We start from the raw sequence: 26,141 nt of genomic DNA, 5'->3' as shown, positions 1-26,141 counted from the left end.
CGTGGCGGGGGGGGGGGGGGGGGGGGGGGGGTGGGGGGGGGTGTCTGCCCCTAATCACCGCCCCCCCCCCCCCCCCCCCCGGCGGCGCGCCCCCCCCCCCCCCCCCCCCCCCCCCCCCCCCGCCCTGGGCGACCTCGGAGAGAAGCAGAAGAGATCAGGCTTCGGCGTTCTTCTTGTCCATGACCCGACCCTCGCCGGGAGCCAGGGTCGAGAGGATCCGTTCCAGATCCTCCATCGAGGCGAACTCGACGACGATCTTGCCCTTCTTCTGCCCCAGGTCGACCTTCACCCGGGTCTCGAACCGGTCCGAGAGCCGAGAGGCGAGTTCCGTCAGGGCGGGCGAGACACGGCCGCCGGCGCGCGGGCCCTTCGGCTTGACGGTGCCGGCGGGCTCCTCGGAGCCCATGACACTCACGATCTCCTCGACCGTACGCACCGAGAGGCCCTCGGAGACGATCCGGTAGGCCAGCTTGTCCTGGGACTCCGGGTCCTCCACACCGAGCAGGGCCCGCGCGTGACCGGCGGACAGCACTCCGGCGGCAACCCTCCGCTGTACCGTCGGCGAGAGCCGCAGGAGACGCAGCGTGTTGGAGATCTGCGGGCGGGACCGCCCGATCCGCTCCGCGAGCTGGTCATGGGTGCAACCGAAGTCCTTGAGCAACTGCTCGTAGGCGTGAGCCTCTTCGATCGCGTTCAGCTGGGCACGGTGGAGGTTCTCCAGGAGGGCGTCCAGGAGCATCTTCTCGTCGTCGGTGTCCCGGACGATCGCCGGGATCCGTTCCAGACCGGCCGCCTTGGACGCCCGAAGGCGACGCTCACCCATGACGAGCTCATAGCTCTCGCCATCGACCTTGCGCACGACCACAGGCTGGAGCAGGCCCACCTCCTTGATGGAGATGACGAGCTCCGCCAGGGCATCCTCGTCGAAGACCTCACGGGGCTGGTGCCGGTTGGGAACGATGGAGTCGAGCGAAAGCTCGGTGAAGTAGGCCCCGGCCGGCGGCTCCGGACGGAACACCGACCCGGCGTCGTTCCAGGAAGACGTGGACTCCGGCGACTGCGCACTCTGCGGGAGCGTCGCCAGCTTCGCCGCCGCCACCCCTCGGTCCGAGGACAGGGAAGACACCGCACCGGGGGAGGCCGAACCCGCCCCTACGCCGACCGTCGGCGCCTGCCGCTCCTGGGGAGCAGCAGGGATCAGCGCACCGAGCCCACGCCCCAATCCCCTACGTCGCTCACTCACTGAATCCCCTCCGACATGCTGCGCTGATTGTTCTGGTGCCCCACAGGGGTGTGCCCCACAGGGGCGTGCTGCGGGTCGTAGTGCACGGCCGCCCCCCGCAGGGCGATCTCACGGGCCGCTTCGAGATACGACAGGGCGCCGCTGGAGCCCGGGTCATAGGTGAGAACCGTCTGCCCGTAGCTCGGGGCCTCCGAGATACGGACGGACCTCGGAATACTGGTCCGCAGCACCTCCTCGGCGAAGTGGGTGCGCACCTCGTCGGCGACCTGGGAGGCGAGCCTCGTTCGGCCGTCGTACATGGTGAGCAGGATCGTCGAGACATGGAGTACGGGGTTGAGGTGCCCCCGCACCAGGTCGACGTTCCTCAGGAGCTGTCCGAGCCCCTCCAGTGCGTAGTACTCGCACTGGATCGGGATCAGCACCTCGGCTCCGGCCACCATGGCGTTGACCGTGAGCAGACCGAGCGAGGGCGGGCAGTCGATCAGGATGTAGTCCAGCGGCTGCTCATAGGCCTGGATCGCCCGCTGCAGGCGGCTCTCTCGCGCCACCAGCGACACCAGCTCGATCTCCGCGCCGGCGAGGTCGATGGTGGCGGGGGCGCAGAAGAGGCCCTCGACGTCCATGACCGGCTGCACCACATCGGAGAGCGGCTTGCTGTCGACGAGGACGTCGTAGATCGAGGGGACCTCGGCGTGGTGGTCGATACCGAGCGCCGTGGAGGCGTTGCCCTGCGGGTCCAGGTCGATGACCAGGACCCGGGCACCGTGCAGGGCCAGGGACGCGGCAAGGTTGACGGTCGTGGTCGTCTTGCCCACGCCGCCCTTCTGATTGGCGACCACCATCACGCGAGTCTGCGCCGGGCGGGGAAGTCCCTCACCGGCACGACCCAGGGCTTCTACTGCCAGCTGGGCAGCACGACCAATGGGGGTGTCGTCCATCGGGGGCGGTGTTTCACGTGAAACATCCTCCCCCACCGATTCGGTTCGGGGACCGGGGACCGGATCGGTCATCGGTCCCGCGATGTTGGCGTCGGACCGCAAGGATTCACTCTCCTCGGCTTCAGGCTCGCGATGGGGAGAGCCTGCCATGCTTTCGGGGTCGTGAACCAGCGAGGCCGGTGGTTCTGTGGGTGAATCCACCTCTGTGGACATCTTCGTAACCCTCGCGGGTGGCTTCACACGGGGTCGACGGTCCCGGGGCGTGGCAGCCGCGCGACCGCGGCTGATGATCCCCTGCAGCAGTGAGCGATGTTTCACGTGAAACACCATGCCCCTGCTGCCCAACCGAGGCCGTTCGACACTCCGAAATGGTACGTATGCGACAGTCAGCGGCGTCGACGGGTCTTGCTCGTCCGGGCCGCCTTGGCCCGCTTCGCCGCGAACCGCACCCCGCCCGGGCTCTCGCCGACCTCCACCCGGACGACCGTGGAAAGCGGATCGACGATCCCCTCGCCCACCTGTAGCACCGAGGTCTCCACCACGCCGAGGCGGGAGAGCGCGGAGCGAGCACCGATGAGCTCCTCCTCCGCGGTGTCGCCCTTGAGCGCCAGCATCTCCCCGTACGGGCGCAGCAGGGGAACACCCCAGCCGGCCAGCCGGTCGAGGGGAGCCACCGCACGAGCGGTCACCACATGCACGGGCGTGATCTTGCCGAGCATCTCCTCCGCGCGTCCCCGGACCACGGTCACATGGTCGAGGCCGAGCAGCTCGACGACCTCCTGGAGGAAGTTCGTCCGGCGGAGGAGCGGCTCAAGGAGCGTGATCTTCAGATCGGGCCGGACCAGCGCCAGCGGGATGCCGGGAAGACCGGCGCCCGAGCCCACATCGCAGACGGTGACGCCCTGGGGGACGACCTCCGAGAGGACAGCGCAGTTGAGCAGGTGGCGCTCCCACAGCCGCGGAACCTCCCGCGGGCCGATCAGGCCGCGCTTCACACCCGCGTCCGCGAGGAGCTCCGCGTACCGCACGGCCTCCGGGAAGTACTCACCGAAGACTGTCCGCGCCTGCTCCGGAGCCTCGGGGAGCTCCGCTGCCTCCGTCACGGGAACCGTCCTTCCGTACCGCACGCTTCGCGTGCGAGCGCACTGTGGTGGCTGACTTATGGGGCTGACAAAGATCGGCCCCGCCTGCGAACAGACGGGGCCGACACTACGTGAGGGTTCAGGCCGGGAGCACGACGACGAAGCGCTGCGGCTCCTCGCCCTCGGACTCGCTGCGCAGACCGGCGGCGGCGATCGCGTCGTGCACGACCTTGCGCTCGAACGGCGTCATCGGGTCCAGCTTGACCGGCTGCCCGGTGGACTTCACCTCGATCGCGGCCTTGGCGCCCAGCTCGGCGAGCTCGGTGCGCTTCTGGGCGCGGAAGCCGGCGATGTCGAGCATCAGACGGCTGCGGTCACCCGTCTCCCGGTGCACGGCCAGGCGAGTCAGCTCCTGGAGGGCCTCCAGGACCTCGCCGTCGCGGCCCACGAGCTTCTGCAGCTCACGGCCGGAGTCGCTGATGATCGAGACCGCGGCCCGGTCCGCCTCGACGTCCATGTCGATGTCGCCGTCGAGGTCGGCGATGTCGAGCAGACCCTCGAGGTAGTCGGCCGCGATCTCACCCTCCTGCTCCAGGCGGGTCAGGGTGTCGCCACCCTCGGCGGCGGCGGAGGTGGTGCCTTCCGTCACGGATGGACTCCTTCTTGCTTCGGCGAGGCTTACTTCTTGGAGGACGGGTGCTTGGGCCGCTGCTGGCCCTTGCGCTGACCGGACTTGCCCTGACGGGTGCCTCCGGAGTTGGCGCGGCTCGGACGCGCGGGCTTGTCGCCCGCCTCGTCCTTCGCGGCGGTCTTGGCCGGACCCTGGGGCTTCTTCTCGAGCGAAGTGGTCGCCGCTTCGGCGGCCGGCTCGGAGGTCTCCTCGGTGTCCTTGGCCACGACCTGGGCCGCGGCGGCCTGGCGCTGAGCCTTGGTCTGACGCTTGGGCTGCTGACGCCTGGCGGCGGCACCGCCCTCGGTCTCGGCCTCGATCGTGTCGCTCTTGATCACGGTGCCGTCGGGCTGGGCGGCGAAGCCGGCCTTGGTCAGACCCGCGAAGAAGCGGCGCTCGTTCTCGTTGCGGTCGCTGCTGGACTTGGCGACGATCATCTTCACGATGGTCTTGCGGCGACGGCCGCGGACCTCGCCGTGGGCCGTGATGCCCTTCAGCAGACGCTGGAGGTAGGAGTCCTGCGCCTTGCTGCCCGGGGTCGGGTTCTGGTTGATCACGTACATCTGCTGGCCCATGGTCCACACGTTGGTGGTCAGCCAGTAGACGAGGACACCGACGGGGAAGTTGATGCCCATGACGGCGAAGATCACCGGGAAGATGTACATGAGCATCTTCTGCTGCTGCATGTACGGGGTCTTCACCGAGAGGTCGACGTTCTTCATCATCAGCTGGCGCTGGGTGAAGAACTGCGAGGCCGACATCATGATGATCATGATCGCGGTGACGATGCGGACCGACGTGATCGAGGCGTCGAGGGCAGCGGCGTCAGCGGCGCTGTCCATGAACTTCGAGGCCAGCGGGGCGCCGAAGATGTGAGCCTGTCGCGCGCTCTCGAGCAGCGACTGGTTGATGACGCCGACCTTGTCGCCCTCGGCGATGTTGGAGAGCACGTGGTACAGAGCGAAGAAGAACGGGGACTGCGCCAGGATGGGAAGGCACGAGGAGAGCGGGTTGGTGCCCGTCTCCTTGTACAGCTTCATCATCTCTTCGGACTGACGCTGCTTGTCGCTCTTGTAGCGCTCCTGGATCGCCTTCATCTTCGGCTGGAGCGCCTGCATGTTCCGGGTCGACTTGATCTGCTTGACGAACAGCGGGATCAGACAGATCCGGATCAGCACCACCAGGGACACGATGGACAGGCCCCAGGCCCAGCCCGTGTCAGGACCGAAGATCGCCCCGTACACCTTGTGGAACTGGACGATCACCCATGAGACAGGTGTGGTGATGAAGCTGAAAAAACTGGCAATCGTGTCCACTAATCAGGCTCCTTGAGCATTGGGCGAGGTCTCTGCGGCCGGGCTCGTCTCGGCGGTGGACCCGCCCTTGTCTCCGCGCAGCGCGTTCCTCAGCATTTCGTGCCAGCGGGGGCGCTTACGCGGCGGGACGTGGTCCACACCACCGGGCGACCACGGGTTGCACCGCAGGATGCGCCAGGCGGTCAGGGCCGTGCCCTTGATCGCGCCATGCCGGTCGATGGCCGTGAATCCGTAGTGGGAACACGACGGGTAGTACCGGCAGACGGGGCCCAGGAGCGGGCTGATCGTCCACTGGTACAGCTTGATGAGAGCCAGCAGCGGGTACTTCATCGCGCGCCCCCTCCCAGCAGCCGCTGAAGAGCGGCGTCCAGGTCTTGGGCCAGCTGTGCGTGGTCGGCGTCGCCGGCTCCGGGCAACGCCCGTACGACCACCAGGCTACCGGGGGGCAGCTCGGTGAGCCGGTCGCGGACGAGATGGCGGAGGCGTCGCTTCACCTGGTTGCGTACGACCGCACCGCCCACGGCCTTGCTCACGACGAAACCCGCACGTGCCGGGGGAGCGCTCTCCCCAGGCGCGTGCGGGCTCGTTGCACCGCTGCGTAGGTGGACGACGAGGAGCGGGCGACCGGCCCGGCGACCTCGGCGTACCGCGGTTGCGAAGTCCTCGCGCCGCCTCAGCCGATTCTCGGTAGGCAGCACGTCATGACCTGTTAAGGCAGATCAGGCGGACAGCTCAGTGCGACCCTTGGAACGGCGGTTCGCAAGGATGGCTCGACCGGCACGCGTACGCATCCGCAGGCGGAAGCCGTGGGTCTTGGCGCGACGACGGTTGTTCGGCTGGAAGGTGCGCTTGCTCACTCGGGGGCTCCAGAAATGATTCGTAGATGGCGGGACATCGCCTGGCTGTCACCGTGCGCCCACGAGTAGCTCGCAATACGCCCGAGTGCACCGCTTCACGATCACAGACCGTGATCTTTGCCCATCGGAGGCAGGCGGCAGCAGCCATCGACAACTCGACCTGGTTACGGTACGCGCGGCTACGCCATCCGGTCAAACCGACCTGTCATCGCCCCCCATTGTGCACAGGCTGTGGACAACAACTTGAACCACGTCAGCCGCCGCGACTACCGTGGATGGACTCCACATTCTTTTCCGTTCTGTCCCACCTGTCCTCCTGGACCCGTCCTCACGGACGTCGACCCACCGTTCCCCGAGAACCACACCATCGGGGGACCTGCGAGAAAGCGTGCCCTGTGGCTGACGTACCTGCCGATCTTGCCGCAGTGTGGCCACGCGTCCTGGAGCATCTCCTCGCCGAGGGCCAGCAGGGGATCGAGCCCAAGGACAAGCAGTGGATCGAGCGCTGCCAGCCGCTCGCCCTGGTCGCGGACACCGCGCTTCTCGCCGTGCCCAACGAGTGGGGCAAGCGCGTCCTCGAAGGGCGGCTCGCCCCGTTGATCAGCGAGACCCTGAGCCGTGAGTGCGGCCGCCCGATCCGGATCGCGATCACCGTCGACGACTCCGTCGGCGAGCCGACGCCGCCGGCGCCCCCCGCGCAGCAGTCCCGTTACGACGAGCGCGCGCAGCACGAGCCGTACGAGAAGTACGAGGGCTACGGCCACCGGCCGATGCCCGACGACGGGCTGCCCACCGCACGACCGGCCTACCCGGACTACACGCAGCAGCGGCCGGACCCCGGCGCCTGGCCGCGCACCCAGGACGACCTGTCCTGGCAGCAGCCCCGCATGGGCGGCTACCAGGAGCGGGCTCCGTACACCGGTCCCGAGCAGCCCAGGCAGTCGCGTTACGACGAGCCGCCCCGGGGTTACGAGCAGCAGCGGCCCGAGCGTGCCGAGCTGCCCGACCCGCAGAACCACGGGGGCGGCCGGCCCGGTTCCCGTCCTGGTGCTTCCGCCCCCGGTGGCGGTCACGGTTCCTCGTCCCCGGGAGGCTCCGGCGCCCCCGGCGAGCAGCACGCGCGGCTGAACCCCAAGTACCTCTTCGACACCTTCGTCATCGGTTCCTCGAACCGCTTCGCGCACGCGGCCGCCGTCGCGGTGGCCGAGGCGCCGGCGAAGGCGTACAACCCGCTCTTCATCTACGGCGAGTCGGGCCTCGGCAAGACCCACCTGCTGCACGCGATCGGACACTACGCGCGGAGCCTGTACCCCGGCACGCGCGTGCGGTACGTGAGCTCGGAGGAGTTCACGAACGAGTTCATCAACTCGATCCGCGACGGCAAGGGCGACGCCTTCCGCAAGCGCTACCGCGATGTGGACATCCTGCTCGTCGACGACATCCAGTTCCTCGCGAGCAAGGAGTCGACGCAGGAGGAGTTCTTCCACACCTTCAACACCCTGCACAACGCGAACAAGCAGATCGTGCTCTCCTCGGACCGGCCGCCCAAGCAGCTGGTGACCCTGGAGGACCGGCTCCGCAACCGCTTCGAGTGGGGTCTCACCACCGATGTGCAGCCGCCCGAGCTGGAGACGCGCATCGCGATCCTCCGTAAGAAGGCGGTCCAGGAGCAGCTCAACGCCCCGCCGGAGGTGCTGGAGTTCATCGCCTCCCGGATCTCGCGGAACATCCGTGAGCTGGAGGGCGCGCTGATCCGGGTGACGGCCTTCGCGAGCCTCAACCGGCAGCCGGTGGACCTGGGTCTTACCGAGATCGTCCTCAAGGATCTGATGCCGGGCGGCGAGGACTCGTCACCGGAGATCACCGCGCCGGCGATCATGGCAGCCACGGCCGACTACTTCGGTCTGACGGTGGAGGACCTCTGCGGATCCTCGCGCAGCCGCGTCCTCGTGACGGCCCGGCAGATCGCCATGTACCTGTGCCGCGAGCTCACGGACCTGTCGCTGCCGAAGATCGGCGCGCAGTTCGGCGGCCGTGACCATACGACGGTCATGCACGCGGACCGGAAGATCCGCGCGCTGATGGCGGAGCGGCGCTCCATCTACAACCAGGTCACCGAGCTCACCAACCGCATCAAGAACGGCTGACGAACCGCTTCAGCGGCCTCCGAAGGGCGCTCCGGGACACCTCCCGGGGCGCCCTTCGGCGTTCCCGGGAGGTGTCCCGAGCCCGCTCCTGGGGAGCGCCTGTTCGTCGTGCACAGCTGTGTACGAGCGCGGAGTGTTCGATTACTCCGTTCCGGTGGCGGGTTCTCCACAGATTGGGGGATGATCTCCCGTCCACAGGGTGGGGACTGTCGAGTTATCCGGATCCTGTCCACAGGCCGGCTTGCTGACTGATCATCACCCCAGGTCAGACCCCTGTGGAATTGTTGGTAAAAGATCTCCACAGGCTGTGGATGAATCTTTCGTCCACAGGGGGGTCGGAAGGTTGTCCACCGGCCGCCCACAGGGAAGGGCCCGTTGCCCACAGCTTCTCCACACCGCTGTCCACTGTTCGGCAACGAAACACCCCCGCTCACCGGGCCGAGTGAAAGCGGTCACACCAAGGGAGACGTTTGGGCTGTGGGGAACCTGGGGAAAGCTGGGGACAGCGCTGGGGAGAACTCCCCATGCCCTGTGCATGGGCTGTGCAGAACTTTCGGGTGTCCACAGAGAACCCCAGTTGTCCACCGGTTCCACCCACAGGCTCGGTGGACAAAAAATCGGGTCTGACCTGCGAAAACGACGTTATCCACCGTTTCCACAGGCCCTACTACTACTCCCACTTAGAGTTAGCTGGGAATCCGTTTCGAAGTGGGGCCTGTGCACAACTCGGCGCCGGAGCTCCGACGCGCTCTCGTCGCGACTTGACCCGGAGCAGCACCGAGGGTCGGCGGCGTACGTCAGACTGGTTCCCGCAGTCGACGAAGAGCCAGCAACAAGCAGGAGGCGGTTCCGGTGAAGATCCGGGTGGAGCGCGATGTACTCGCGGAGGCGGTGGCCTGGGTGGCCCGCAGCCTTCCGGCCCGTCCGCCGGCGCCGGTGCTCGCGGGCCTTCTGCTGAAGGCCGAGAACGGCGCGCTGAGCTTCTCGAGCTTCGACTACGAGGTCTCGGCCCGCGTCTCCGTCGAGGCTGAGGTCGAGGAGGACGGCACCGTCCTGGTCTCCGGTCGACTGCTCGCCGACATCTGCCGCGCTCTCCCCAACCGTCCGGTGGAGATCTCCACAGACGGTGTACGGGCGACCGTGGTCTGCGGCTCCTCCCGCTTCACCCTCCACACCCTGCCTGTGGAGGAGTACCCGGCGCTCCCGGAGATGCCCACCGCGACCGGCACCGTCCCCGGTGAGGTCTTCGCCTCCGCCGCCGCGCAGGTGGCCATCGCCGCCGGCCGTGACGACACGCTGCCCGTCCTCACCGGCGTGCGCATCGAGATCGAGGGCGACACGGTCACCCTGGCCTCCACCGACCGCTACCGCTTCGCGGTCCGCGAGTTCCTGTGGAAGCCGGAGTCCCCGGACGCCTCCGCGGTCGCCCTGGTGCCCGCGAAGACCCTCCTGGACACCGCCAAGGCGCTCACCAGCGGCGACACCGTCACCCTCGCGCTCTCGGGCTCCGGCAAGGGCGAGGGCCTCATCGGCTTCGAGGGCGCGGGCCGCCGCACCACCACCCGGCTCCTCGAAGGCGACCTGCCGAAGTACCGGACGCTCTTCCCCACCGAGTTCAACTCGATCGCCGTGATCGAGACCGCCCCCTTCGTCGAGGCCGTCAAGCGTGTGGCCCTGGTGGCCGAGCGCAACACCCCGGTCCGGCTCAGCTTCGAGCAGGGCGTGCTGATCCTCGAGGCGGGCTCCAGCGACGACGCACAGGCTGTGGAGCGGGTCGACGCGCAGCTGGAGGGCGACGACATCTCGATCGCCTTCAACCCGACCTTCCTCCTGGACGGCCTGAGCGCGATCGACTCCCCGGTCGCCCAGCTCTCCTTCACGACCTCCACGAAGCCGGCGCTGCTGAGCGGCAAGCCCGCCGTGGACGCCGAGGCGGACGAGGCGTACAAGTACCTGATCATGCCGGTGCGGCTCTCCGGATGACCCTTCGGGACGGCCGTCGACTGAGCGGCTGACCCCACAGGTGTGCACCCGGGTCCCGGCGTAGGCTCGGACCCGGGTAAACCGCACACGACGCTTAAGGAATCTCTGATGGAGCTCGGTCTCGTCGGTCTCGGCAAGATGGGCGGCAACATGCGTGAGCGCATCCGCCGCGCAGGCCACACCGTCATCGGATACGACCGCAATCCGGACCTCGCCGATGTCCACAGCCTCGAAGAGCTTGTGGGCAAGCTCAAGGGGCCCCGCGTCGTGTGGGTCATGGTTCCGGCCGGTGCCGCGACCCAGTCCACCATCGACGAGCTGGCCGACCTGCTCTCCCCCGGCGACATCGTCGTGGACGGCGGGAACTCGCGCTGGACGGACGACGAGAAGCACGCCGAGGAGCTGGCGGCCAAGGGCATCGGCTTCGTCGACTGCGGCGTCTCCGGCGGCGTCTGGGGCCTGGAGAACGGCTACGCGCTGATGTACGGCGGCTCCGCCGAGGACGTGGCGAAGGTCCAGCCGGTCTTCGACGCGCTCAAGCCCGAGGGTGAGTTCGGCTCGGTCCACGCGGGCAAGGTCGGCGCCGGTCACTTCGCGAAGATGGTCCACAACGGCATCGAGTACGCGATGATGCAGGCCTACGCCGAGGGCTGGGAGCTCCTGGAGAAGGTCGACTCCGTCACCGACGTGCGTGAGGTCTTCCGCTCCTGGCAGGAGGGCACGGTCATCCGTTCCTGGCTGCTCGACCTCGCGGTGAACGCGCTGGACGAGGACGAGCACCTGGAGCAGCTCCGCGGCTACGCCCAGGACTCCGGCGAGGGCCGGTGGACCGTCGAGGCCGCCATCGACAACGCCGTACCGCTGCCGGCGATCACCGCGTCGCTCTTCGCGCGGTTCGCCTCGCGGCAGGACGACTCCCCGCAGATGAAGATGATCGCCGCGCTGCGCAACCAGTTCGGTGGCCACGCGGTCGAGTCCAAGAAGTAATCCACAGGCTGTGTGCCCCGCGGTGCACAGCCGCCGGGGGAAGAAGGTCGGCGCTCCACCATGCACGTCACGCATCTGTCGCTGGCCGACTTCCGCTCCTACGCCCGGGTCGAGGTCCCGCTCGACCCGGGCGTCACCGCTTTCGTGGGCGCCAACGGCCAGGGCAAGACCAATCTGGTCGAGGCCGTCGGCTATCTCGCGACCCTCTCCAGCCACCGCGTCGCCTCCGACGCCCCGCTCGTCCGGATGGGGGCGGAGCGCGCGATCATCCGCGCCGCCGTCACCCAGGGCGAGCGCTCCCAGCTGATCGAGCTGGAGCTCAACCCCGGCCGGGCCAACCGTGCCCGTATCAACAGGTCCTCGCAGGTCAGACCGCGGGACGTGCTCGGAATCGTACGGACCGTGCTGTTCGCCCCGGAGGACCTCGCCCTGGTCAAGGGCGATCCCGGCGAGCGCCGGCGCTTCCTCGACGAGCTGATCACGGCGCGCACGCCGCGCATGGCGGGCGTGCGCTCCGACTACGAGCGCGTGCTCAAGCAGCGCAACACGCTCCTCAAGTCGGCCGCGATGGCCCGGCGGCACGGCGGCCGCGGCATGGACCTCTCCACGCTGGAGGTCTGGGACCAGCACCTGGCGCGGGCCGGAGCCGAGCTGCTGGCCCAGCGGCTGGATCTGATCGCCGTACTGCAGCCGCTCGCGGACAAGGCGTACGACCAGCTGGCGCCCAGTGGCGGACCGATTCTGCTGGAGTACCGCCCGTCCGCGCCCGGCCCCGGGCACACTCGCGAGGAGCTGTACGAACAGCTGCTCGCCGCGCTCACCGACGTACGCAAGCAGGAGATCGAGCGGGGCGTCACGCTGGTCGGACCGCACCGCGACGAGCTGTTGCTCAAGCTCGGTGAGCTGCCGGCGAAGGGGTACGCCAGTCATGGCGAGTCCTGGTCGTACGCGCTTGCGCTGCGGCTCGCCTCGTACGACCTGCTGCGGTCCGAGGGCAACGAGCCGGTCCTCGTCCTCGACGACGTCTTCGCCGAGCTGGACGCGCGCCGGCGCGAGCGGCTCGCGGAGCTGGTGGCGGGCGGCGAGCAGGTCCTCGTGACGGCGGCCGTGGACGACGACGTGCCGGGGGTCCTCGCGGGGGCGCGGTACGAGGTGGCCGGCGGGACGGTGGAGCGGGTATGAGCGAGGAAAAGCTTCCACAGGCTGTGGATACGTCTGCCGTTCCGTCGACGCCTTCGGTGCCCGAAGCGTCCGGTGTCGATCTCGCCCGGGTCGCGCTGCGCGCGGCCAAGGAACAGGCGAAGGCCAAGGGCGCGGCCGCCCAGCAGAAGAAGCAGGCCCGGCGCGGAGGCGGCCTGCGCTCCGGCGCGCGCGCCGACGGACGCGACCCCATGGCGCTCGGCGCCGCGATCAACCGGCTGATCACCGAGCGGGGCTGGGAGACGCCGGCGGCCGTCGGCGGCGTCATGGGCCGCTGGCCGCAGATCGTCGGCGAGGACCTGGCGAAGCACTGCGTACCGCTGAAGTTCGACGACGAGCCGGACGCGCGGGTGCTGACCGTGCAGTGCGACTCGACGGCTTGGGCGACGCAGCTGCGGCTGCTCGCGCCCAAGCTCGTCGCTCGTCTCAACGAGGACCTCGGGCACGGGACGGTGCGGGTGATCAAGGTGGTCGGGCCGGGGGGGCCGCGGCGGGGGTACGGGCCGTTGCGGGCGCCGGGGTCTGTGGGGCCGGGCGACACGTACGGGTAGTTCGTCGTCGGAGGTGCGTGTGGTGCGGGTCCGAGCAGAGGGCTCCGCGCGCGTGGGCGTTGTGCCCACCCTCCCCCAGACTCCGTCCGGGGGGACCCCCACGCCCCGGCGGAACGCATGCCCACAACGGCGGCGGCGCGCATGCCCACCATGCCGTCCACCCGATGCCCACAACGCGCTACGGGTCGAAGCGCTGGGTGGCCGTCAGGGGGCTCTGGAGCCCCTCTCCGGATATGGGGAGTCGTCTCGCTCCCGCTCAGGGCGGCACATGCGGACTCAGGGACCGGCAAACCCCCATGAGTGTCGGCGCTACCGGTAGACTGGGAGACAATCCCGCCACCCTGCGGAACATGTCGAACGACGCAGCCGCTCCCGTATGCCCGGAGAACGGCCTGTGCTGTGCCAGAAAGGGCGCTTCGTGGCCGATTCCGGCAACCCCAACGAGAACAACCAGTACACCGCCAGCAACATCCAGGTCCTCGAAGGCCTGGATGCCGTGCGCAAGCGCCCCGGCATGTACATCGGCTCGACCGGCGAGCGCGGTCTTCACCACATGGTGCAGGAGGTCGTCGACAACTCCGTCGACGAGGCCCTCGCAGGCCACGCGGACACCATTGACGTGACGATCCTGGCCGACGGCGCCGTGCGCGTCATCGACAACGGCCGTGGCATCCCCGTGGGCATCGTGGCCTCCGAGGGCAAGCCGGCCGTCGAGGTCGTGCTGACCGTGCTGCACGCGGGCGGCAAGTTCGGCGGCGGCGGCTACGCCGTCTCCGGCGGTCTGCACGGTGTCGGCGTGTCCGTCGTGAACGCCCTGTCCACCAAGATCTCCGTCGAGATCAAGACGGACGGTTACCGCTGGACGCAGGACTACAAGATGGGCGTCCCGACGGCCCCGCTCGTCCAGCACGAGGCGACCGACGAGACCGGCACCTCGGTCACCTTCTGGGCCGACCCCGACATCTTCGAGACCACCGAGTACTCCTTCGAGACGCTCGCGCGCCGCTTCCAGGAGATGGCCTTCCTCAACAAGGGCCTCACCCTGACGCTCACGGACGAGCGCGAGTCGGCGAAGGCCACGGTCGGCGCGGACGACCCGGAGGCGGAGGCCGCGGAGCCCACCGCGCGCACGGTGAAGTACCACTACGAGGGCGGCATCGTCGACTTCGTGAAGTACCTCAACTCGCGCAAGGGTGAGCTGATCCACCCCACCGTGATCGACCTGGAGGCGGAGGACAAGGACAAGGCCCTGTCCCTCGAGGTCGCGATGCAGTGGAACAGCGGCTACAGCGAGGGCGTGTACTCCTTCGCCAACATCATCCACACCCACGAGGGCGGCACGCACGAGGAGGGCTTCCGTGCGGCGCTGACCTCGCTGATCAACAAGTACGCGCGCGACAAGAAGCACCTCCGCGAGAAGGACGACAACCTCACGGGTGACGACATCCGCGAGGGTCTGACCGCGATCATCTCGGTCAAGCTGAGCGAGCCGCAGTTCGAGGGCCAGACCAAGACCAAGCTGGGCAACACGGAGGCGAAGACCTTCGTCCAGAAGGCGGTCTACGAGCACCTCAACGACTGGCTGGACCGCAACCCGGTCGAGGCCGCCGACATCGTCCGCAAGTCGATCCAGGCCGCCACCGCGCGCGTGGCCGCGCGCAAGGCGCGCGACCTGACCCGCCGCAAGGGCCTCCTGGAGTCGGCCTCGCTGCCGGGCAAGCTGTCCGACTGCCAGTCGAACGACCCGGCCAAGTGCGAGATCTTCATCGTCGAGGGTGACTCCGCCGGCGGCTCGGCCAAGTCGGGCCGCAACCCGATGTACCAGGCCATCCTGCCGATCCGCGGCAAGATCCTGAACGTCGAGAAGGCCCGTATCGACAAGATCCTGCAGAACACCGAGGTCCAGGCCCTGATCTCGGCGTTCGGCACCGGAGTCCACGAGGACTTCGACATCGAGAAGCTCCGTTATCACAAGATCATCCTGATGGCGGACGCCGACGTCGACGGCCAGCACATCAACACCCTGCTGCTGACCTTCCTCTTCCGCTTCATGCGGCCGCTGGTCGAGGCCGGTCACGTCTACCTCTCCCGCCCGCCGCTCTACAAGATCAAGTGGGGCCGGGACGACTTCGAGTACGCGTACTCGGACCGGGAGCGGGACGCGCTCGTCGAGCTGGGCAAGCAGAGCGGCAAGCGGATCAGGGAAGACTCGATCCAGCGCTTCAAGGGTCTCGGTGAGATGAACGCCGAGGAGCTGCGCATCACCACCATGGACGTCGACCACCGCGTGCTCGGCCAGGTCACCCTGGACGACGCCGCGCAGGCCGACGACCTGTTCTCGGTGCTGATGGGCGAGGACGTCGAGGCACGCCGCTCGTTCATCCAGCGCAACGCCAAGGACGTTCGCTTCCTCGACATCTGAGTCGGTCTCAGCTGACCGTACGAAAGGACTGACGACCAGCAATGGCCGACGAAAACACCTCCGGCACCACCGAAGAGCAGGAGCCCGTGCTGCGGATCGAGCCCGTCGGGCTCGAGACCGAGATGCAGCGCTCGTACCTCGACTACGCGATGTCCGTCATCGTGTCCCGCGCGCTGCCCGACGTACGGGACGGCCTCAAGCCCGTCCACCGGCGCGTCCTGTACGCGATGTACGACGGCGGCTACCGGCCCGAGAAGGGCTTCTACAAGTGCGCCCGCGTCGTCGGTGACGTCATGGGTACGTACCACCCGCACGGCGACTCCTCGATCTACGACGCGCTCGTCCGCCTCGCCCAGCCCTGGTCGATGCGGATGCCGCTCGTCGACTCCAACGGCAACTTCGGTTCCCCGGGCAACGACCCGGCCGCCGCCATGCGGTACACCGAGTGCAAGCTCATGACGCTGTCGATGGAGATGCTCCGGGACATCGACGAGGAGACCGTCGACTTCCAGGACAACTACGACGGCCGCAACCAGGAGCCGACGGTCCTGCCGGCCCGCTTCCCGAACCTGCTGATCAACGGCAGCGCCGGCATCGCGGTCGGCATGGCGACCAACATCCCGCCGCACAACCTGCGCGAGGTCGCTGCCGGTGCCCAGTGGGCCCTCGAACACCCCGAGGCCAGCCACGAGGAGCTCCTCGACGCGCTGATCGAGCGGATCAAGGGACCGGACTTCCCCACCGGCGCGCTCGTCGTCGGCCGCAAGGGCATCGAGGAGGCGTACCGCACCGGCCGTGGCTCGATCACGATGCGCGCGGTCGTCGAGGTCGAGGAGATCCAGAACCGCCAGTGCCTGGTGGTCACGGAACTGCCGTACCAGACCAACCCGGACAACCTCGCGCAGAAGATCGCCGACCTGGTGAAGGACGGCAAGGTCGGCGGCATCGCCGACGTCCGCGACGAGACCTCGTCCCGCACCGGCCAGCGCCTCGTCATCGTGCTCAAGCGCGACGCCGTCGCCAAGGTCGTCCTGAACAACCTCTACAAGCACACCGACCTCCAGACGAACTTCGGCGCGAACATGCTGGCGCTCGTCGACGGCGTGCCGCGCACCCTCTCGCTCGACGCGTTCATCCGCCACTGGGTGACGCACCAGATCGAGGTCGTCGTCCGCCGCACGAAGTTCCGGCTGCGGAAGGCCGAGGAGCGCGCCCACATCCTGCGCGGTCTGCTCAAGGCGCTCGACGCGATCGACGAGGTCATCGCGCTCATCCGGCGCAGCGACACGGTCGAGGTCGCGCGCGGCGGCCTGATGGACCTCCTCCAGATCGACGAGATCCAGGCCAACGCGATCCTGGAGATGCAGCTCCGCCGGCTCGCCGCCCTGGAGCGCCAGAAGATCGTCGCCGAGCACGACGAACTCCAGGCGAAGATCAACGAGTACAACGCGATCCTGGCCTCGCCGGAGCGCCAGCGCTCGATCGTCAGCGAGGAGCTGGCCGCGCTCGTCGAGAAGTTCGGCGACGACCGCCGCTCCAAGCTCGTGCCCTTCGACGGTGACATGTCCATCGAGGACCTGATTGCCGAGGAGGACATCGTCGTCACCATCTCGCGCGGTGGCTACGTCAAGCGGACGAAGACCGAGGACTACCGCTCGCAGAAGCGCGGTGGCAAGGGCGTGCGCGGCACGAAGCTGAAGCAGGACGACATCGTCGACCACTTCTTCGTCTCCACGACCCACCACTGGCTGCTCTTCTTCACCAACAAGGGCCGGGTCTACCGGGTCAAGGCGTACGAGCTGCCCGACGCCGGCCGGGACGCGCGCGGCCAGCACGTGGCCAACCTGCTCGCCTTCCAGCCGGACGAGCAGATCGCCCAGATCCTGGCGATCCGCGACTACGAGGCCACGCCGTACCTGGTGCTCGCCACCAAGGCCGGTCTGGTCAAGAAGACCGCACTGAAGGACTACGACTCGCCGCGTTCGGGCGGTGTCATCGCGATCAACCTCCGCGAGACGGCGGACGGCAGCGACGACGAGCTCATCGGGGCGGAACTGGTCTCGGCCGAGGACGACCTGCTGCTCATCAGCAGGAAGGCGCAGTCGATCCGCTTCACCGCCACGGACGACGCGCTGCGTCCGATGGGACGCGCCACTTCGGGCGTCAAGGGGATGAGTTTCCGCGCGGACGACGAGCTGCTCTCGATGAATGTCGTCCGGCCCGGTACGTTCGTCTTCACCGCGACCGACGGCGGGTACGCGAAGCGCACCCCCGTCGACGAGTACCGCGTCCAGGGCCGTGGCGGCCTCGGTATCAAGGCCGCCAAGATCGTGGAGGACCGTGGCTCGCTCGTGGGCGCGCTGGTGGTCGAGGAGACGGACGAGATCCTCGCCATCACGCTGTCCGGCGGTGTGATTCGTACGCGAGTCAACGAAGTCAGGGAGACCGGCCGTGACACCATGGGCGTCCAGCTGATCAACCTGGGCAAGCGCGATGCCGTCGTCGGCATCGCACGGAACGCCGAGGCCGGCAGCGACGAGGACGTCGAGGACGCCGACGACGTCATCGACGCCATCGACACCGAGGGCGCCGTCGAGGCGTCCGAGGCCGCGCCGGTCGGGACCGACGTGGTCACGACCGACGTGGTCGAGACCGAGGCAGCCGAGGGCACGGAGCCCTCGGCCGGGGAGCACGAGGAGTAAGAGCGTGAGTGGAGCCACGGGCGCCGGATCGGCGGCCGCCGGAGCTTCTGCTGGTGCTGGAGCGAACGGCGCCCGTGGCCCCGCCACGGACTCCCAGGGGGTTGCGGTGACGGACACTCGGGGGCAGCAGCCCTCGTACGACAGCTACAGCGGGCCGCTGCCCGGCGAACGCGCGGGTGCGCAGCAGCCGGGCGGTCCGTACCACCCGCCGCAGGCGTACGGCGCTCCGGCGCCGGGCGGCCAGGCGGCGGCCGGGGCCGTGCGCCGGCCGCGCACGGGCGCGCGTACGACGCCCCGGACGCGCAAGGCGCGGCTGCGGGTGGCCAAGGCCGATCCGTGGTCGGTGATGAAGGTGAGCTTCCTGCTCTCCATCGCACTGGGCATCTGCACGGTCGTCGCCGCGGCGGTGCTGTGGATGGTCATGGACGCCATGGGCGTCTTCTCGACGGTCGGCGGCACGATCAGCGAGGCCACGGGCTCGAACGAGTCCAACGGCTTCGACCTGCAGTCGTTCCTGTCGCTGCCGCGGGTGCTGATGTTCACCTCGGTGATCGCCGTGATCGACGTGGTCCTGATGACCGCCCTGGCGACCCTGGGCGCGTTCATCTACAACCTGTCGGCAGGCTTCGTGGGCGGTGTGGAGCTGACGCTCGCCGAGGACGAGTAGGACGCGTGGGGCCGGTCCGGGAACGGATTTTGGGACTGGCCCCCACGTGCGCTAATCTTCAGGAGTCAGCGCGCGGGACACACACCGCACAGCGCGGCGGGGCTATAGCTCAGTTGGTTAGAGCGCATCCCTGATAAGGATGAGGCCACAGGTTCAAATCCTGTTAGCCCCACAGTATCGATCGACCCGGACGGTTCCTCCGTCCGGGTCGATTTGTTTTTCCCGTGCCCGGGGGAGGTTTGAAGCTCGTACAGATCACCGATTGGTATCGGTCGATGTGTAGAGTGGTCGTCAGAAGTCTCCTACGTCAACGAAAGACGAGGTCGCACGGTGAAGAAGCTGCTCCTGGTCGCACTGGCCGCCATCGGCGGACTCCTTGTGTACCGCCAGATCCAGGCGGATCGCGCCGAGCAGGATCTGTGGACGGAGGCGACCGACTCCGTGCCCGCAGGTTCGGGTGTCTGAGACGAAGACCGTCTGTGGGTGAAGCCCCGGCCGCGCGTGAGCGGGCCGGGGCTTTGCTTTGCCTGAGCGAATTGTCGACTTGCTGGAGTGAAGAGGAGCAGCGGGTGAGGACGCAGGCCGGCATCGGCCGGAGGGCGGGGGCCCTGATCGCGGCGGCCGCGGCCATGGGAGTGGCGGTGGCGGCGATCGGAGCGGTGGCGGCGCTGCCCGGCCAGGCGCTCGCGGCCCAGGGCGTCGACGGGGACGCCGACGGGGGCGGACTTCCGCCGTACACCTTCGACAGCGCGGCCCAGCAGGTCCAGGGAGCGGCTTCGAGCGCGGACGCGACGCCGCTGAAGACCGGGCAGACCTACCGCGACAGGCTCAAGAAGGACGGCAAGGTCTACTACCGCGTCGACCTCGACGACAAGCGGAACGCGTACGTCTCCGTCGTCGCCGTCCCCAAGCCCGGTGGCAAGGTCGACTACGGCGACGGCGTCAAGATCAGCATGCAGGACAGCTCCGGCACCGAGTGCGGCTACCAGAAGGTCGACTTCTCGTCGGCCGAGTACACCCGGCCGCTCGCCGCGTACGCCCGCCGCATCGTCGACGCGGACAGCTCCACCTGCCAGCGCCCGGGCGCCTACTACGTGCTGGTCGAGCGGGAGTCGAAGGCGACCTCCAGCCCGGACGACTGGGACCTCGAGATCCGGTACGCCTCCGAGCCTGCCCTCAAGAAGGCCGGGCCGACCGAGCTCCCCGAGGTCTGGGCCTCCGGCACGCCCGCGCCCCCCACGGGCGGTCCGCAGAAGCGGCAGGGCGGCTCCGGCATCCACGACGCCACCTCACTGGAGCAGGGCGAGTGGCGGTCGGACATCCGGCCGGGACAGACGCTCTTCTACCGGGTCCCCGTCGACTGGGGACAGCAGCTCTTCGCCAGCGCCGAACTCGGCAGCAGCGCCGCGGGCGACGAGTACATCGGCAACGCCCTGGTCCTCTCCCTGGAGAACCCAGCGCTCGGACACGTCGACAAGAACACCGCCAGCTACGCCGGGAAGCCCTCGACGCTCGCGCTCGACGCGCTGCGGCCGGTGGCCCACGAGAACCGCACCTCGTACCAGGACGCGACCAGCGGCATGCGGTTCGCCGGCTGGTACTACGTGTCGGCGACGCTCAGCCCGGCGGTCGCGAAGGAGTACGGGGCCGGGGCCGTTCCGCTGACGTTGCGGGTGTCCCTGCGGGGCGGCGCGAAGGCGGGCCCCGGGTACGACGGGGACCCCGGGCCGTTCACGGTGACCGCCGACGACAGGGAGGCAGCCGCGAACGGTGCCACGGGGGCGCGTGCGGCGGAGCGGAACGACGCGATGCGCGTCGTCGCGGTGGCCGGCATCGGCGGCGGGTCGGCGCTGCTGCTCGGGCTCGGCGCGTGGACCGTGGTGGCGCGGAGGCGGGCGGCGTAGGGCGAGCTGCGTAGGGGCGAGTGTGGGTCGGGGACGGCTCAGGTCTGGGTGAGGGCCCAGAAGCCGACCGCGAAGCACGCCAGCGCGAGCAGGAGGACCGGGATCGTCACCTTCGGGGGCGGTCCCGGTCGGCGTACGGGGGTGTGCGGCGCCGGTGCGGTGCGGTGCCCGGGAACCTGATCGGGTCGAGCGGTGTATGGATGAGTAGGGGCTTGTCCGTACGGCGATGCGGCCGTGGGGGCCCGTTCGAAGGAGGGGGTCGGGTGCGTGACCGGAGGGGGCAGGTGGAAGCTGCCCGTCTCGGAGGGGCCGGGCAGCGAGGCGGCGGGGGGCGCGGCCGGGTGTTGCTGGGGCTGGTACGGCGATTGGTACGGGTGCTGGGGCTGGTACTGGGGCTGTGGGGGCTGCTGGGGCGGTACGGGGGTGGGAGCGGGCGTCCGTACGGCCTCGGGGGCGGCGGAGACGCCCTCGAAGGCCCCTGGGGGCGTGGCGGGGGCTCCGGCGCCACCGGCGGTCTCGGAGCGGCCCGTGGGGCCCTGGAGGTCGAAGCCGGACGGAAGGGGGCCGAGCTGGTCGAAGATCTCGACCGGCTGCTCGTCCGCGGGCGGCTCGGGAAGCATCTCCACGGCGGCGGACAGCGCTTTGCGCGCCCCCGTGGCCGTCCGGAAGCGGGCCTGCGGATCGGGCTGGAGCAGCCCGGCGAGCACCTGCCACAGGGGCTCCGGGATGCCCTCGGGGGCAAGGGGAGTGCCGTGCGTGAGGAAGTGCTCGACCAGGGCCTGGGAGTCCGGCTTGCGGCCCTGGAGCAGATAGAGGGCGACCAGGCCGACGGCGAAGAGGTCGGCGGTGAAGTCCGGCTCGGCGCCGAGGAGCTGCTCGGGCGCGAAATACCCGGGTGTGCCCACGACGTAGTTGGTCTCGGTGAGGCGCGGCTCGCCCTTGCGCATGGAGATGCCGAAGTCGGAGAGCCGCAGATGCGGCCGGCCGGTGCCGGTGACGTCCATCAGGATGTTGGCGGGCTTGATGTCCCGGTGGACGACCCCCTCGGCGTGCACCGTCGCCAGGCCCGAGAGCAGCTGGTCGAGCAGGGTGCAGACGAACCGGGGCGGCAGCGGGCCGTAGTCGCCGATGACGTGGGCCAGGGAGCCGCCGGCGACCAGGTCCATGGTGAACAGGACCTTGTCGTCGTCGGCGGCCCAGCTGGCCGGGGCGAGGACGTGCGGATGGTCGATCCGCAGCGCCTGCTCGCGGACGAAGCGGAGCAAGGTGTGCGCGTCGCTCTGCAGCAGCACCTTGGCCGCCACATAGCGGCGGCGACGGTGGTCCCAGGCACGCCATACCGCGCCCGCCCCGCCCCGTCCGATCGGGTCGACCAGCTCGTACCGACCAGCGAAGACCTCACCCATCGTGCCGCGTCGCTCCCCGTTGCCTCGTCTGCTTCGTGCGCTGCGTCTGCCGCGTCCGCCGCGTCCGCCGCGTCTGCTTCGTATCGGCGATGCCGGCGGCTGCCGCCCGCGTCAGTTCTGGTGCGACTCGTAGTGGGCGACCGCGTCCGCGGTGCGCCCGGCGCCGTACACCCGGAGGAACTCTGCCAGTTCGGGGTGGGCCGGAGCGAGGGAGTCGGCCGCGTCGATGATGTCGCCCGCCGCCGCTACGGAGCGCAGCAGGGACTGGATCTCGCGGACCACCCGGCGGACGGTCGGAGCGCCGGGGCCGGTGCTGGTCTGACCCGTGCTGGTGAGGACGGAGCCGCCCTGCGACTTCTTCACCTCGTCCATGCGGTCGGTGGCCTCGGCGGCGCTGACGCTGCCGTCGGCGACCTGCACGGCGAGCTCCTGCAGCGCCTGGACACGCTGGACGACGGCCGGGTTGCCGATCTTGGCGCGCTGGCCGCTCATCAGCTGGGACAGCATGGGCGCGGACAGTCCGAGCACGGCCGCGAGCCTGGCCTGATTGAGCCCGAGATCGTCGATCAGCCGACGGAAGAGCGCCCCCAGCGGCTCTCCGTACCAACTGCGCTGAAGCTCTCTGGCTCTGGCCGTGGCTTCCTGCTGCGCTGCGTCCATTACGTCTCCCCATCCCTGCGGTTCGCCACTGCGAACCTCGGTCAGCATCTTACGGAGAGTGGTCGCCGACCGGGAGTCCCAATCCTTTTGCCGGACATGGGGGGTGACCCGGTACGCTGTTCTCGTTCCGGGGCCTTAGCTCAGTTGGTAGAGCGCTGTCTTTGCATGGCAGATGTCAGGGGTTCGACTCCCCTAGGCTCCACCGGAAAAATGCCCCCCGACCTGCGGAAACGCAGTGTCGGGGGGCATTTTCGCGTGCAGTCGGAGGGGCGGCGGACGCCCCGGTCCCCGCCTCGCAGGGGGGACCGCTGGGCCGGACGGGTTGTGTTCATCGGAAGAACTGCGCGGCGGAGGCGTCGGTCCACGGAAATCGGGGGCGCATCCACATGATGAGGAAGGTACGAAAAGCGCGCAATCCGAAATGAACCATCCGAGAACGTCACGAAAGTGAGGGGCCATGGCCACCGCCAAGGTCAAGCAGTTCTGGACCGCCTTCATCTCCGTCCTCTTCGCCCTGCTCGCCTCCGTCGGCCTGGCGGGCACCGCCGCCGCGACCCAGCAGCCCGCCGTACAGCAGCCCGAGGAGCCGGCCGGCTCCGCCGCCACCTCCCCCGTCGCCAGGGAGCGCGCCGCTCTCGCCTCCGTACCGGCACAGAGGGCCCATCGGTGGACGCTCGTCGGAGACCGCTCGTCCCTGCCGCCCACGATCAAGCAGCGCATCGCCGCCGAGGCGCACGGTTCCTCTCCGGCCACCCGTCACCGTTCCGCGACCGGCGCGACCGCAGGGGCCGAGAGCGACGAGCCGGCCGCCCTGTCGGAGCCGGCGCAGGCCGCTGCCGCGTAGGGCGCGGGGAGCCGATCATCCGTACTCCCCGCACCGCACCTCGTACGACCGGGCGGCACTGGCAACTCCCAGCAGCACCCGGCGGAACCCAGCAGCAAGTACCCGGTAGGACCAGCTCAGCAGTACCCGGTAGGAACAGCCCAGCAGTACCCGGTGGATCCCAGCGGCACCCGGTCGGTCAGCGGCGCTCGTCGCGTTCGGCGGCTGCTTCGGCTTCGGCCGCGGCTGCGGCCTCGTCGGCCTCCACATCCGGTTCGATGGACTCCCCGGTGTCGTCGACGGACGCCAGTACGGCGCCCTCGTCCACCTCGGTGGGAGCGGGCGGTTCGACCAGCCAGTCGGGATTGGCCTGCTTGTCCCACCACCTCCAGGCGGCATACGCGCCGCCGGCGAGAACGCCCAGGACCATGAGGCCCTTGGCGAGGCGTCCGGCCCTGGCCCGACGCTCGTGCTTCTTCACGATCTTCTGGATTTCCCTCGGCGTCACCTGACCGCGCAGCGCGGCCCAGGCGGCAGTGGAACGCGCACCGGCCTCCTCAAGGACGGGACCGGTCACGGCGACCGCGTGCTCGACACGGGGAACGGTGTAGTCGGCCGCCTGACGGGCGGCGTAGCGGGTCTTGACCGCCGCACGGTGTGCGGCCGCGTCGACCCGCGGCGGTACACGCGGTGCGACGTACGAGTCGTACTGCGTACGAGCCTGCGCTCGGGCCTGGTGAGCGGCCTTCGAGACCTTCGGCGCGAGCAGCACCTTCGCCTCGTGCGCGTAGTGCGAGGCCTGGTCCCTCGCCGTGTCGGCGTACGGCGCCACCACTTCCGCGGCGTGCATGACGCTCTCCTTCGCCGAACCTGTCGCGGCGCGCACGCTGTCCATGCGGGTCACAGGATTCCTCCTCCTCGGTGGCGATGTCGGTTTTTCACCTATCCATCCTCTTCCGAATCATGCCCGCCAGGATCAGGTCCGGCATGTGGGGCGGGCATACGGGGGCATGCGAGGATCGGAGGCGCCAGCGACAGACGTGGCATGACGCGACATGACGTGGACGGAAGGCGACCGTGGCCGAGCAGCTGTACGCGATCCTCAAGACCAGCCTGGGCGACATCGAGGTGCGGCTGCTGCCGTTCCACGCCCCGAAGACGGTCCGGAACTTCGTCGAACTCGCCGGCGGCGAGCGCGAGTGGACGCACCCCGCGACCGGCACGGTCTCCTCGGACCCGCTCTACGACGGCACGGTCTTCCACCGGGTCATCGAGGGCTTCATGATCCAGGGCGGCGATCCGCTGGGGAACGGCACGGGCGGCCCCGGCTACGAGTTCGCCGACGAGTTCCACCCGGAGCTCTTCTTCGACCGCCCCTACCTGCTGGCCATGGCCAACGCGGGACCGGGCACCAACGGCTCGCAGTTCTTCGTCACCGTCGGCGCCGCGACCTGGCTGAACCGCAAGCACACCATCTTCGGCGAGGTCGTCGACAAGGAGAGCCGGAAGGTCGTGGACGCGATCGCGACCACCGCCACCGACCCGCACACCGAGCGACCGCTCCACGACGTGGTCGTCGAGTCCGTGGTGATCGAGAAGCGCTGAGACGGGAAGGGACGGAACCTCCATGGACCCGCGACCCTCCTCGGACCCGCACGCCGGTCCGCCCCGCTGCTACCGCCACCCGGAGGCCGAGACCGGCATCCGCTGCGCCCGCTGCGACAAGCCGATCTGCACCCGGTGCATGATCTCCGCCTCCGTCGGCTTCCAGTGCCCCGACTGCGTACGCAACGGCTCGGGGACCGGCCACGCGGCCGATGCCAACCAGCCGAGGACGCTGGCGGGCGGCAAGGTGGCGGCCGACGACCGGCTCGTCACCAAGGTCCTCATCGGGATCAACCTCGCCGTCTTCCTCGCGGTCCTGGCCTTCGGCGACCGGTTCGTCGACGAGCTCGTGCTCATCGGGTACGCCTTCAGCCCGGGGCTCGGCGAGGTCGTCGGGGTCGCGGACGGCGAGTGGTATCGGCTGCTGACCTCGACCGTCCTCCACCAGGAGGTCTGGCACATCCTCTTCAACGTGCTGGGCCTGTGGGTGATCGGCGGGATCGTCGAACCCGAGCTGGGCCGGATCCGGTACGCGGCCCTCTGCCTGCTCTCCGGTCTGTCCGGCTCCGCGCTGGCCTACCTCGTCGCCGCGCCGAACCAGGCCTCGCTCGGTGCCTCCGGCGTCGTCTACGGGCTGATCGGCGCCTGGGTGGTGCTGGCCCGCCGGCGCCGCCACGACATGCGGCCGGTGGTCCTCTTCGTGGCCCTGTCGCTGCTCATGACGTTCACCCGTCCGGGGATCTCCTGGGAGGCCCACGTCGGCGGTCTGGTCGCGGGCGCCCTGGTGACGTACGCCCTCGTGCACGCGCCGCGGGCCCGGCGGGACCTCGTGCAGTACGGCGCCTGCGGTCTGGTGCTCCTGATCGACCTGGGGGTCGTCCTCGCCCGCTCGGCGGCGCTCACCTGAGCGCACAGGGTTGTGGAAGAGCTCGACTGCTCACTTCTGCGAGCTTTCCCCAGAGTTATCCACAGTGCGTG

At 69.3% G+C, this 26,141-nt stretch carries 24 protein-coding genes and 2 tRNA genes; 15 read left to right on the top strand and 11 right to left on the bottom strand.

Translation table 11 applies throughout. From position 1 onward, the window contains the following. Positions 1-154: 154 nt before the first annotated feature. The 8 genes from ACIRB7_RS19640 to rpmH all read right to left on the bottom strand — a co-directional run bounded on the left by ACIRB7_RS19640 (position 155) and on the right by rpmH (position 6,106). Positions 155-1,243 carry a ParB/RepB/Spo0J family partition protein gene (locus tag ACIRB7_RS19640; RefSeq protein ID WP_403599945.1) on the bottom strand — a complete coding sequence of 363 codons (1,089 nt, stop codon included), beginning with the start codon at positions 1,241-1,243 and terminating at the stop codon, positions 155-157. Continuing rightward, positions 1,240-2,331, bottom strand: coding sequence for a ParA family protein (locus ACIRB7_RS19635; protein WP_403599942.1), 1,092 nt, complete (start codon positions 2,329-2,331; stop codon positions 1,240-1,242). Before ACIRB7_RS19635 ends, ACIRB7_RS19640 begins: the two co-directional genes overlap by 4 nt. Positions 2,332-2,567: 236 nt before the next feature. Next, entirely contained in the window at positions 2,568-3,284 is a 717-nt protein-coding gene (rsmG, locus tag ACIRB7_RS19630) for a 16S rRNA (guanine(527)-N(7))-methyltransferase RsmG (RefSeq protein ID WP_403599939.1), read from the bottom strand. Positions 3,285-3,402: 118 nt separating this feature from the next. Continuing rightward, positions 3,403-3,912, bottom strand: a complete 510-nt coding sequence (locus ACIRB7_RS19625) for a protein jag (RefSeq protein ID WP_403599937.1) — start codon at positions 3,910-3,912, stop codon at positions 3,403-3,405. A 29-nt stretch (positions 3,913-3,941) separates the two neighbouring features. Further along, positions 3,942-5,249: a membrane protein insertase YidC gene (yidC, locus tag ACIRB7_RS19620; RefSeq protein WP_403599934.1), complete on the bottom strand. Its 1,308-nt coding sequence runs from the start codon at positions 5,247-5,249 to the stop codon at positions 3,942-3,944. A 3-nt stretch (positions 5,250-5,252) separates the two neighbouring features. Further along, positions 5,253-5,579, bottom strand: coding sequence for a membrane protein insertion efficiency factor YidD (gene yidD, locus ACIRB7_RS19615; RefSeq protein ID WP_015034858.1), 327 nt, complete (start codon positions 5,577-5,579; stop codon positions 5,253-5,255). Next, a complete protein-coding gene (gene rnpA / locus ACIRB7_RS19610) occupies positions 5,576-5,947 on the bottom strand; it encodes a ribonuclease P protein component (RefSeq protein ID WP_403599931.1) in 372 nt (123 codons plus the stop codon). Before rnpA ends, yidD begins: the two co-directional genes overlap by 4 nt. Positions 5,948-5,968: 21 nt before the next feature. Next, entirely contained in the window at positions 5,969-6,106 is a 138-nt protein-coding gene (rpmH, locus tag ACIRB7_RS19605; RefSeq protein WP_079045023.1) for a 50S ribosomal protein L34, read from the bottom strand. A gap of 395 nt (positions 6,107-6,501) precedes the next feature. Between rpmH and dnaA the strand changes: the two genes are divergently transcribed. The 11 genes from dnaA to ACIRB7_RS19550 all read left to right on the top strand — a co-directional run bounded on the left by dnaA (position 6,502) and on the right by ACIRB7_RS19550 (position 20,669). Next, positions 6,502-8,253, top strand: a complete 1,752-nt coding sequence (dnaA, locus tag ACIRB7_RS19600) for a chromosomal replication initiator protein DnaA (RefSeq protein ID WP_403599928.1) — start codon at positions 6,502-6,504, stop codon at positions 8,251-8,253. A gap of 852 nt (positions 8,254-9,105) precedes the next feature. Further along, positions 9,106-10,236: a DNA polymerase III subunit beta gene (gene dnaN / locus ACIRB7_RS19595; RefSeq protein ID WP_403599925.1), complete on the top strand. Its 1,131-nt coding sequence runs from the start codon at positions 9,106-9,108 to the stop codon at positions 10,234-10,236. A gap of 108 nt (positions 10,237-10,344) precedes the next feature. Beyond that, entirely contained in the window at positions 10,345-11,223 is an 879-nt protein-coding gene (gene gnd / locus ACIRB7_RS19590; protein ID WP_403599923.1) for a phosphogluconate dehydrogenase (NAD(+)-dependent, decarboxylating), read from the top strand. Positions 11,224-11,283: 60 nt separating this feature from the next. Next, a complete protein-coding gene (recF, locus tag ACIRB7_RS19585) occupies positions 11,284-12,405 on the top strand; it encodes a DNA replication/repair protein RecF (RefSeq protein ID WP_403599920.1) in 1,122 nt (373 codons plus the stop codon). Continuing rightward, positions 12,402-12,974: a DUF721 domain-containing protein gene (locus tag ACIRB7_RS19580; protein WP_403599917.1), complete on the top strand. Its 573-nt coding sequence runs from the start codon at positions 12,402-12,404 to the stop codon at positions 12,972-12,974. Before recF ends, ACIRB7_RS19580 begins: the two co-directional genes overlap by 4 nt. Positions 12,975-13,368: 394 nt before the next feature. Next, positions 13,369-15,396 (top strand): DNA topoisomerase (ATP-hydrolyzing) subunit B, encoded by a 2,028-nt coding sequence (gene gyrB / locus ACIRB7_RS19575; RefSeq protein ID WP_403599914.1) that lies wholly within the window; start codon positions 13,369-13,371, stop codon positions 15,394-15,396. 41 nt (positions 15,397-15,437) lie between these two features. Next, entirely contained in the window at positions 15,438-18,098 is a 2,661-nt protein-coding gene (gene gyrA / locus ACIRB7_RS19570; RefSeq protein WP_403599911.1) for a DNA gyrase subunit A, read from the top strand. Between the two features lie 4 nt (positions 18,099-18,102). After that, complete coding sequence (locus ACIRB7_RS19565; RefSeq protein ID WP_403599908.1) at positions 18,103-18,765, top strand: DUF3566 domain-containing protein; 663 nt, start codon at positions 18,103-18,105, stop codon at positions 18,763-18,765. Positions 18,766-18,863: 98 nt separating this feature from the next. Next, a tRNA-Ile gene (locus ACIRB7_RS19560) sits at positions 18,864-18,937 on the top strand. A 158-nt stretch (positions 18,938-19,095) separates the two neighbouring features. Then, the gene (locus tag ACIRB7_RS19555) at positions 19,096-19,230 is read left to right on the top strand and encodes a DLW-39 family protein (protein WP_003958712.1); all 135 of its coding nucleotides are present in this window, start codon (positions 19,096-19,098) and stop codon (positions 19,228-19,230) included. Between the two features lie 104 nt (positions 19,231-19,334). Then, positions 19,335-20,669 carry a hypothetical protein gene (locus ACIRB7_RS19550; protein WP_403599905.1) on the top strand — a complete coding sequence of 445 codons (1,335 nt, stop codon included), beginning with the start codon at positions 19,335-19,337 and terminating at the stop codon, positions 20,667-20,669. Between the two features lie 38 nt (positions 20,670-20,707). Here ACIRB7_RS19550 and ACIRB7_RS19545 read toward each other — a convergent pair whose 3' ends face one another. Both ACIRB7_RS19545 and ACIRB7_RS19540 read right to left on the bottom strand, forming a co-directional pair. After that, a complete protein-coding gene (locus ACIRB7_RS19545) occupies positions 20,708-22,075 on the bottom strand; it encodes a serine/threonine-protein kinase (protein WP_403599902.1) in 1,368 nt (455 codons plus the stop codon). 111 nt (positions 22,076-22,186) lie between these two features. Further along, complete coding sequence (locus ACIRB7_RS19540; RefSeq protein WP_351210936.1) at positions 22,187-22,735, bottom strand: DNA-binding protein; 549 nt, start codon at positions 22,733-22,735, stop codon at positions 22,187-22,189. Between the two features lie 129 nt (positions 22,736-22,864). Here ACIRB7_RS19540 and ACIRB7_RS19535 point away from each other — a divergent pair. Both ACIRB7_RS19535 and ACIRB7_RS19530 read left to right on the top strand, forming a co-directional pair. Continuing rightward, positions 22,865-22,937: transfer RNA gene (locus tag ACIRB7_RS19535), tRNA-Ala, on the top strand. A gap of 255 nt (positions 22,938-23,192) precedes the next feature. Beyond that, positions 23,193-23,579 carry a DUF6344 domain-containing protein gene (locus ACIRB7_RS19530; protein ID WP_403599899.1) on the top strand — a complete coding sequence of 129 codons (387 nt, stop codon included), beginning with the start codon at positions 23,193-23,195 and terminating at the stop codon, positions 23,577-23,579. 178 nt (positions 23,580-23,757) lie between these two features. On the opposite strand, the gene ACIRB7_RS19525 is transcribed toward ACIRB7_RS19530, so the two are convergent. Beyond that, a complete protein-coding gene (locus ACIRB7_RS19525) occupies positions 23,758-24,462 on the bottom strand; it encodes a DUF5324 family protein (RefSeq protein ID WP_403599897.1) in 705 nt (234 codons plus the stop codon). A 173-nt stretch (positions 24,463-24,635) separates the two neighbouring features. Between ACIRB7_RS19525 and ACIRB7_RS19520 the strand changes: the two genes are divergently transcribed. Continuing rightward, a complete protein-coding gene (locus ACIRB7_RS19520) occupies positions 24,636-25,163 on the top strand; it encodes a peptidylprolyl isomerase (protein ID WP_403599894.1) in 528 nt (175 codons plus the stop codon). Positions 25,164-25,185: 22 nt separating this feature from the next. Beyond that, a complete protein-coding gene (locus ACIRB7_RS19515; protein WP_403599891.1) occupies positions 25,186-26,070 on the top strand; it encodes a rhomboid family intramembrane serine protease in 885 nt (294 codons plus the stop codon). Positions 26,071-26,141 lie beyond the last annotated feature (71 nt).

This window comes from Streptomyces sp. NPDC093795 (assembly GCF_044764665.1).
Taxonomy (GTDB): domain Bacteria; phylum Actinomycetota; class Actinomycetes; order Streptomycetales; family Streptomycetaceae; genus Streptomyces.
Note: the sequence above shows the minus strand (reverse complement) of the source record. Positions and strands in the feature narration are given on the sequence as shown.

What these genes read in the sequence shown, in the direction of transcription:
- ACIRB7_RS19635 (WP_403599942.1), bottom strand. Translation starts at nt 2,331, where the DNA reads ATGGCAGGCTCTCCCCATCGCGAGCCTGAAGCCGAGGAGAGTGAATCC.
- yidD (WP_015034858.1), bottom strand. Translation starts at nt 5,579, where the DNA reads ATGAAGTACCCGCTGCTGGCTCTCATCAAGCTGTACCAGTGGACGATC.
- gnd (WP_403599923.1), top strand. Translation starts at nt 10,345, where the DNA reads ATGGAGCTCGGTCTCGTCGGTCTCGGCAAGATGGGCGGCAACATGCGT.
- recF (WP_403599920.1), top strand. Translation starts at nt 11,284, where the DNA reads ATGCACGTCACGCATCTGTCGCTGGCCGACTTCCGCTCCTACGCCCGG.
- ACIRB7_RS19580 (WP_403599917.1), top strand. Translation starts at nt 12,402, where the DNA reads ATGAGCGAGGAAAAGCTTCCACAGGCTGTGGATACGTCTGCCGTTCCG.
- gyrA (WP_403599911.1), top strand. Translation starts at nt 15,438, where the DNA reads ATGGCCGACGAAAACACCTCCGGCACCACCGAAGAGCAGGAGCCCGTG.
- ACIRB7_RS19545 (WP_403599902.1), bottom strand. Translation starts at nt 22,075, where the DNA reads ATGGGTGAGGTCTTCGCTGGTCGGTACGAGCTGGTCGACCCGATCGGA.
- ACIRB7_RS19540 (WP_351210936.1), bottom strand. Translation starts at nt 22,735, where the DNA reads ATGGACGCAGCGCAGCAGGAAGCCACGGCCAGAGCCAGAGAGCTTCAG.
- ACIRB7_RS19530 (WP_403599899.1), top strand. Translation starts at nt 23,193, where the DNA reads ATGGCCACCGCCAAGGTCAAGCAGTTCTGGACCGCCTTCATCTCCGTC.
- ACIRB7_RS19515 (WP_403599891.1), top strand. Translation starts at nt 25,186, where the DNA reads ATGGACCCGCGACCCTCCTCGGACCCGCACGCCGGTCCGCCCCGCTGC.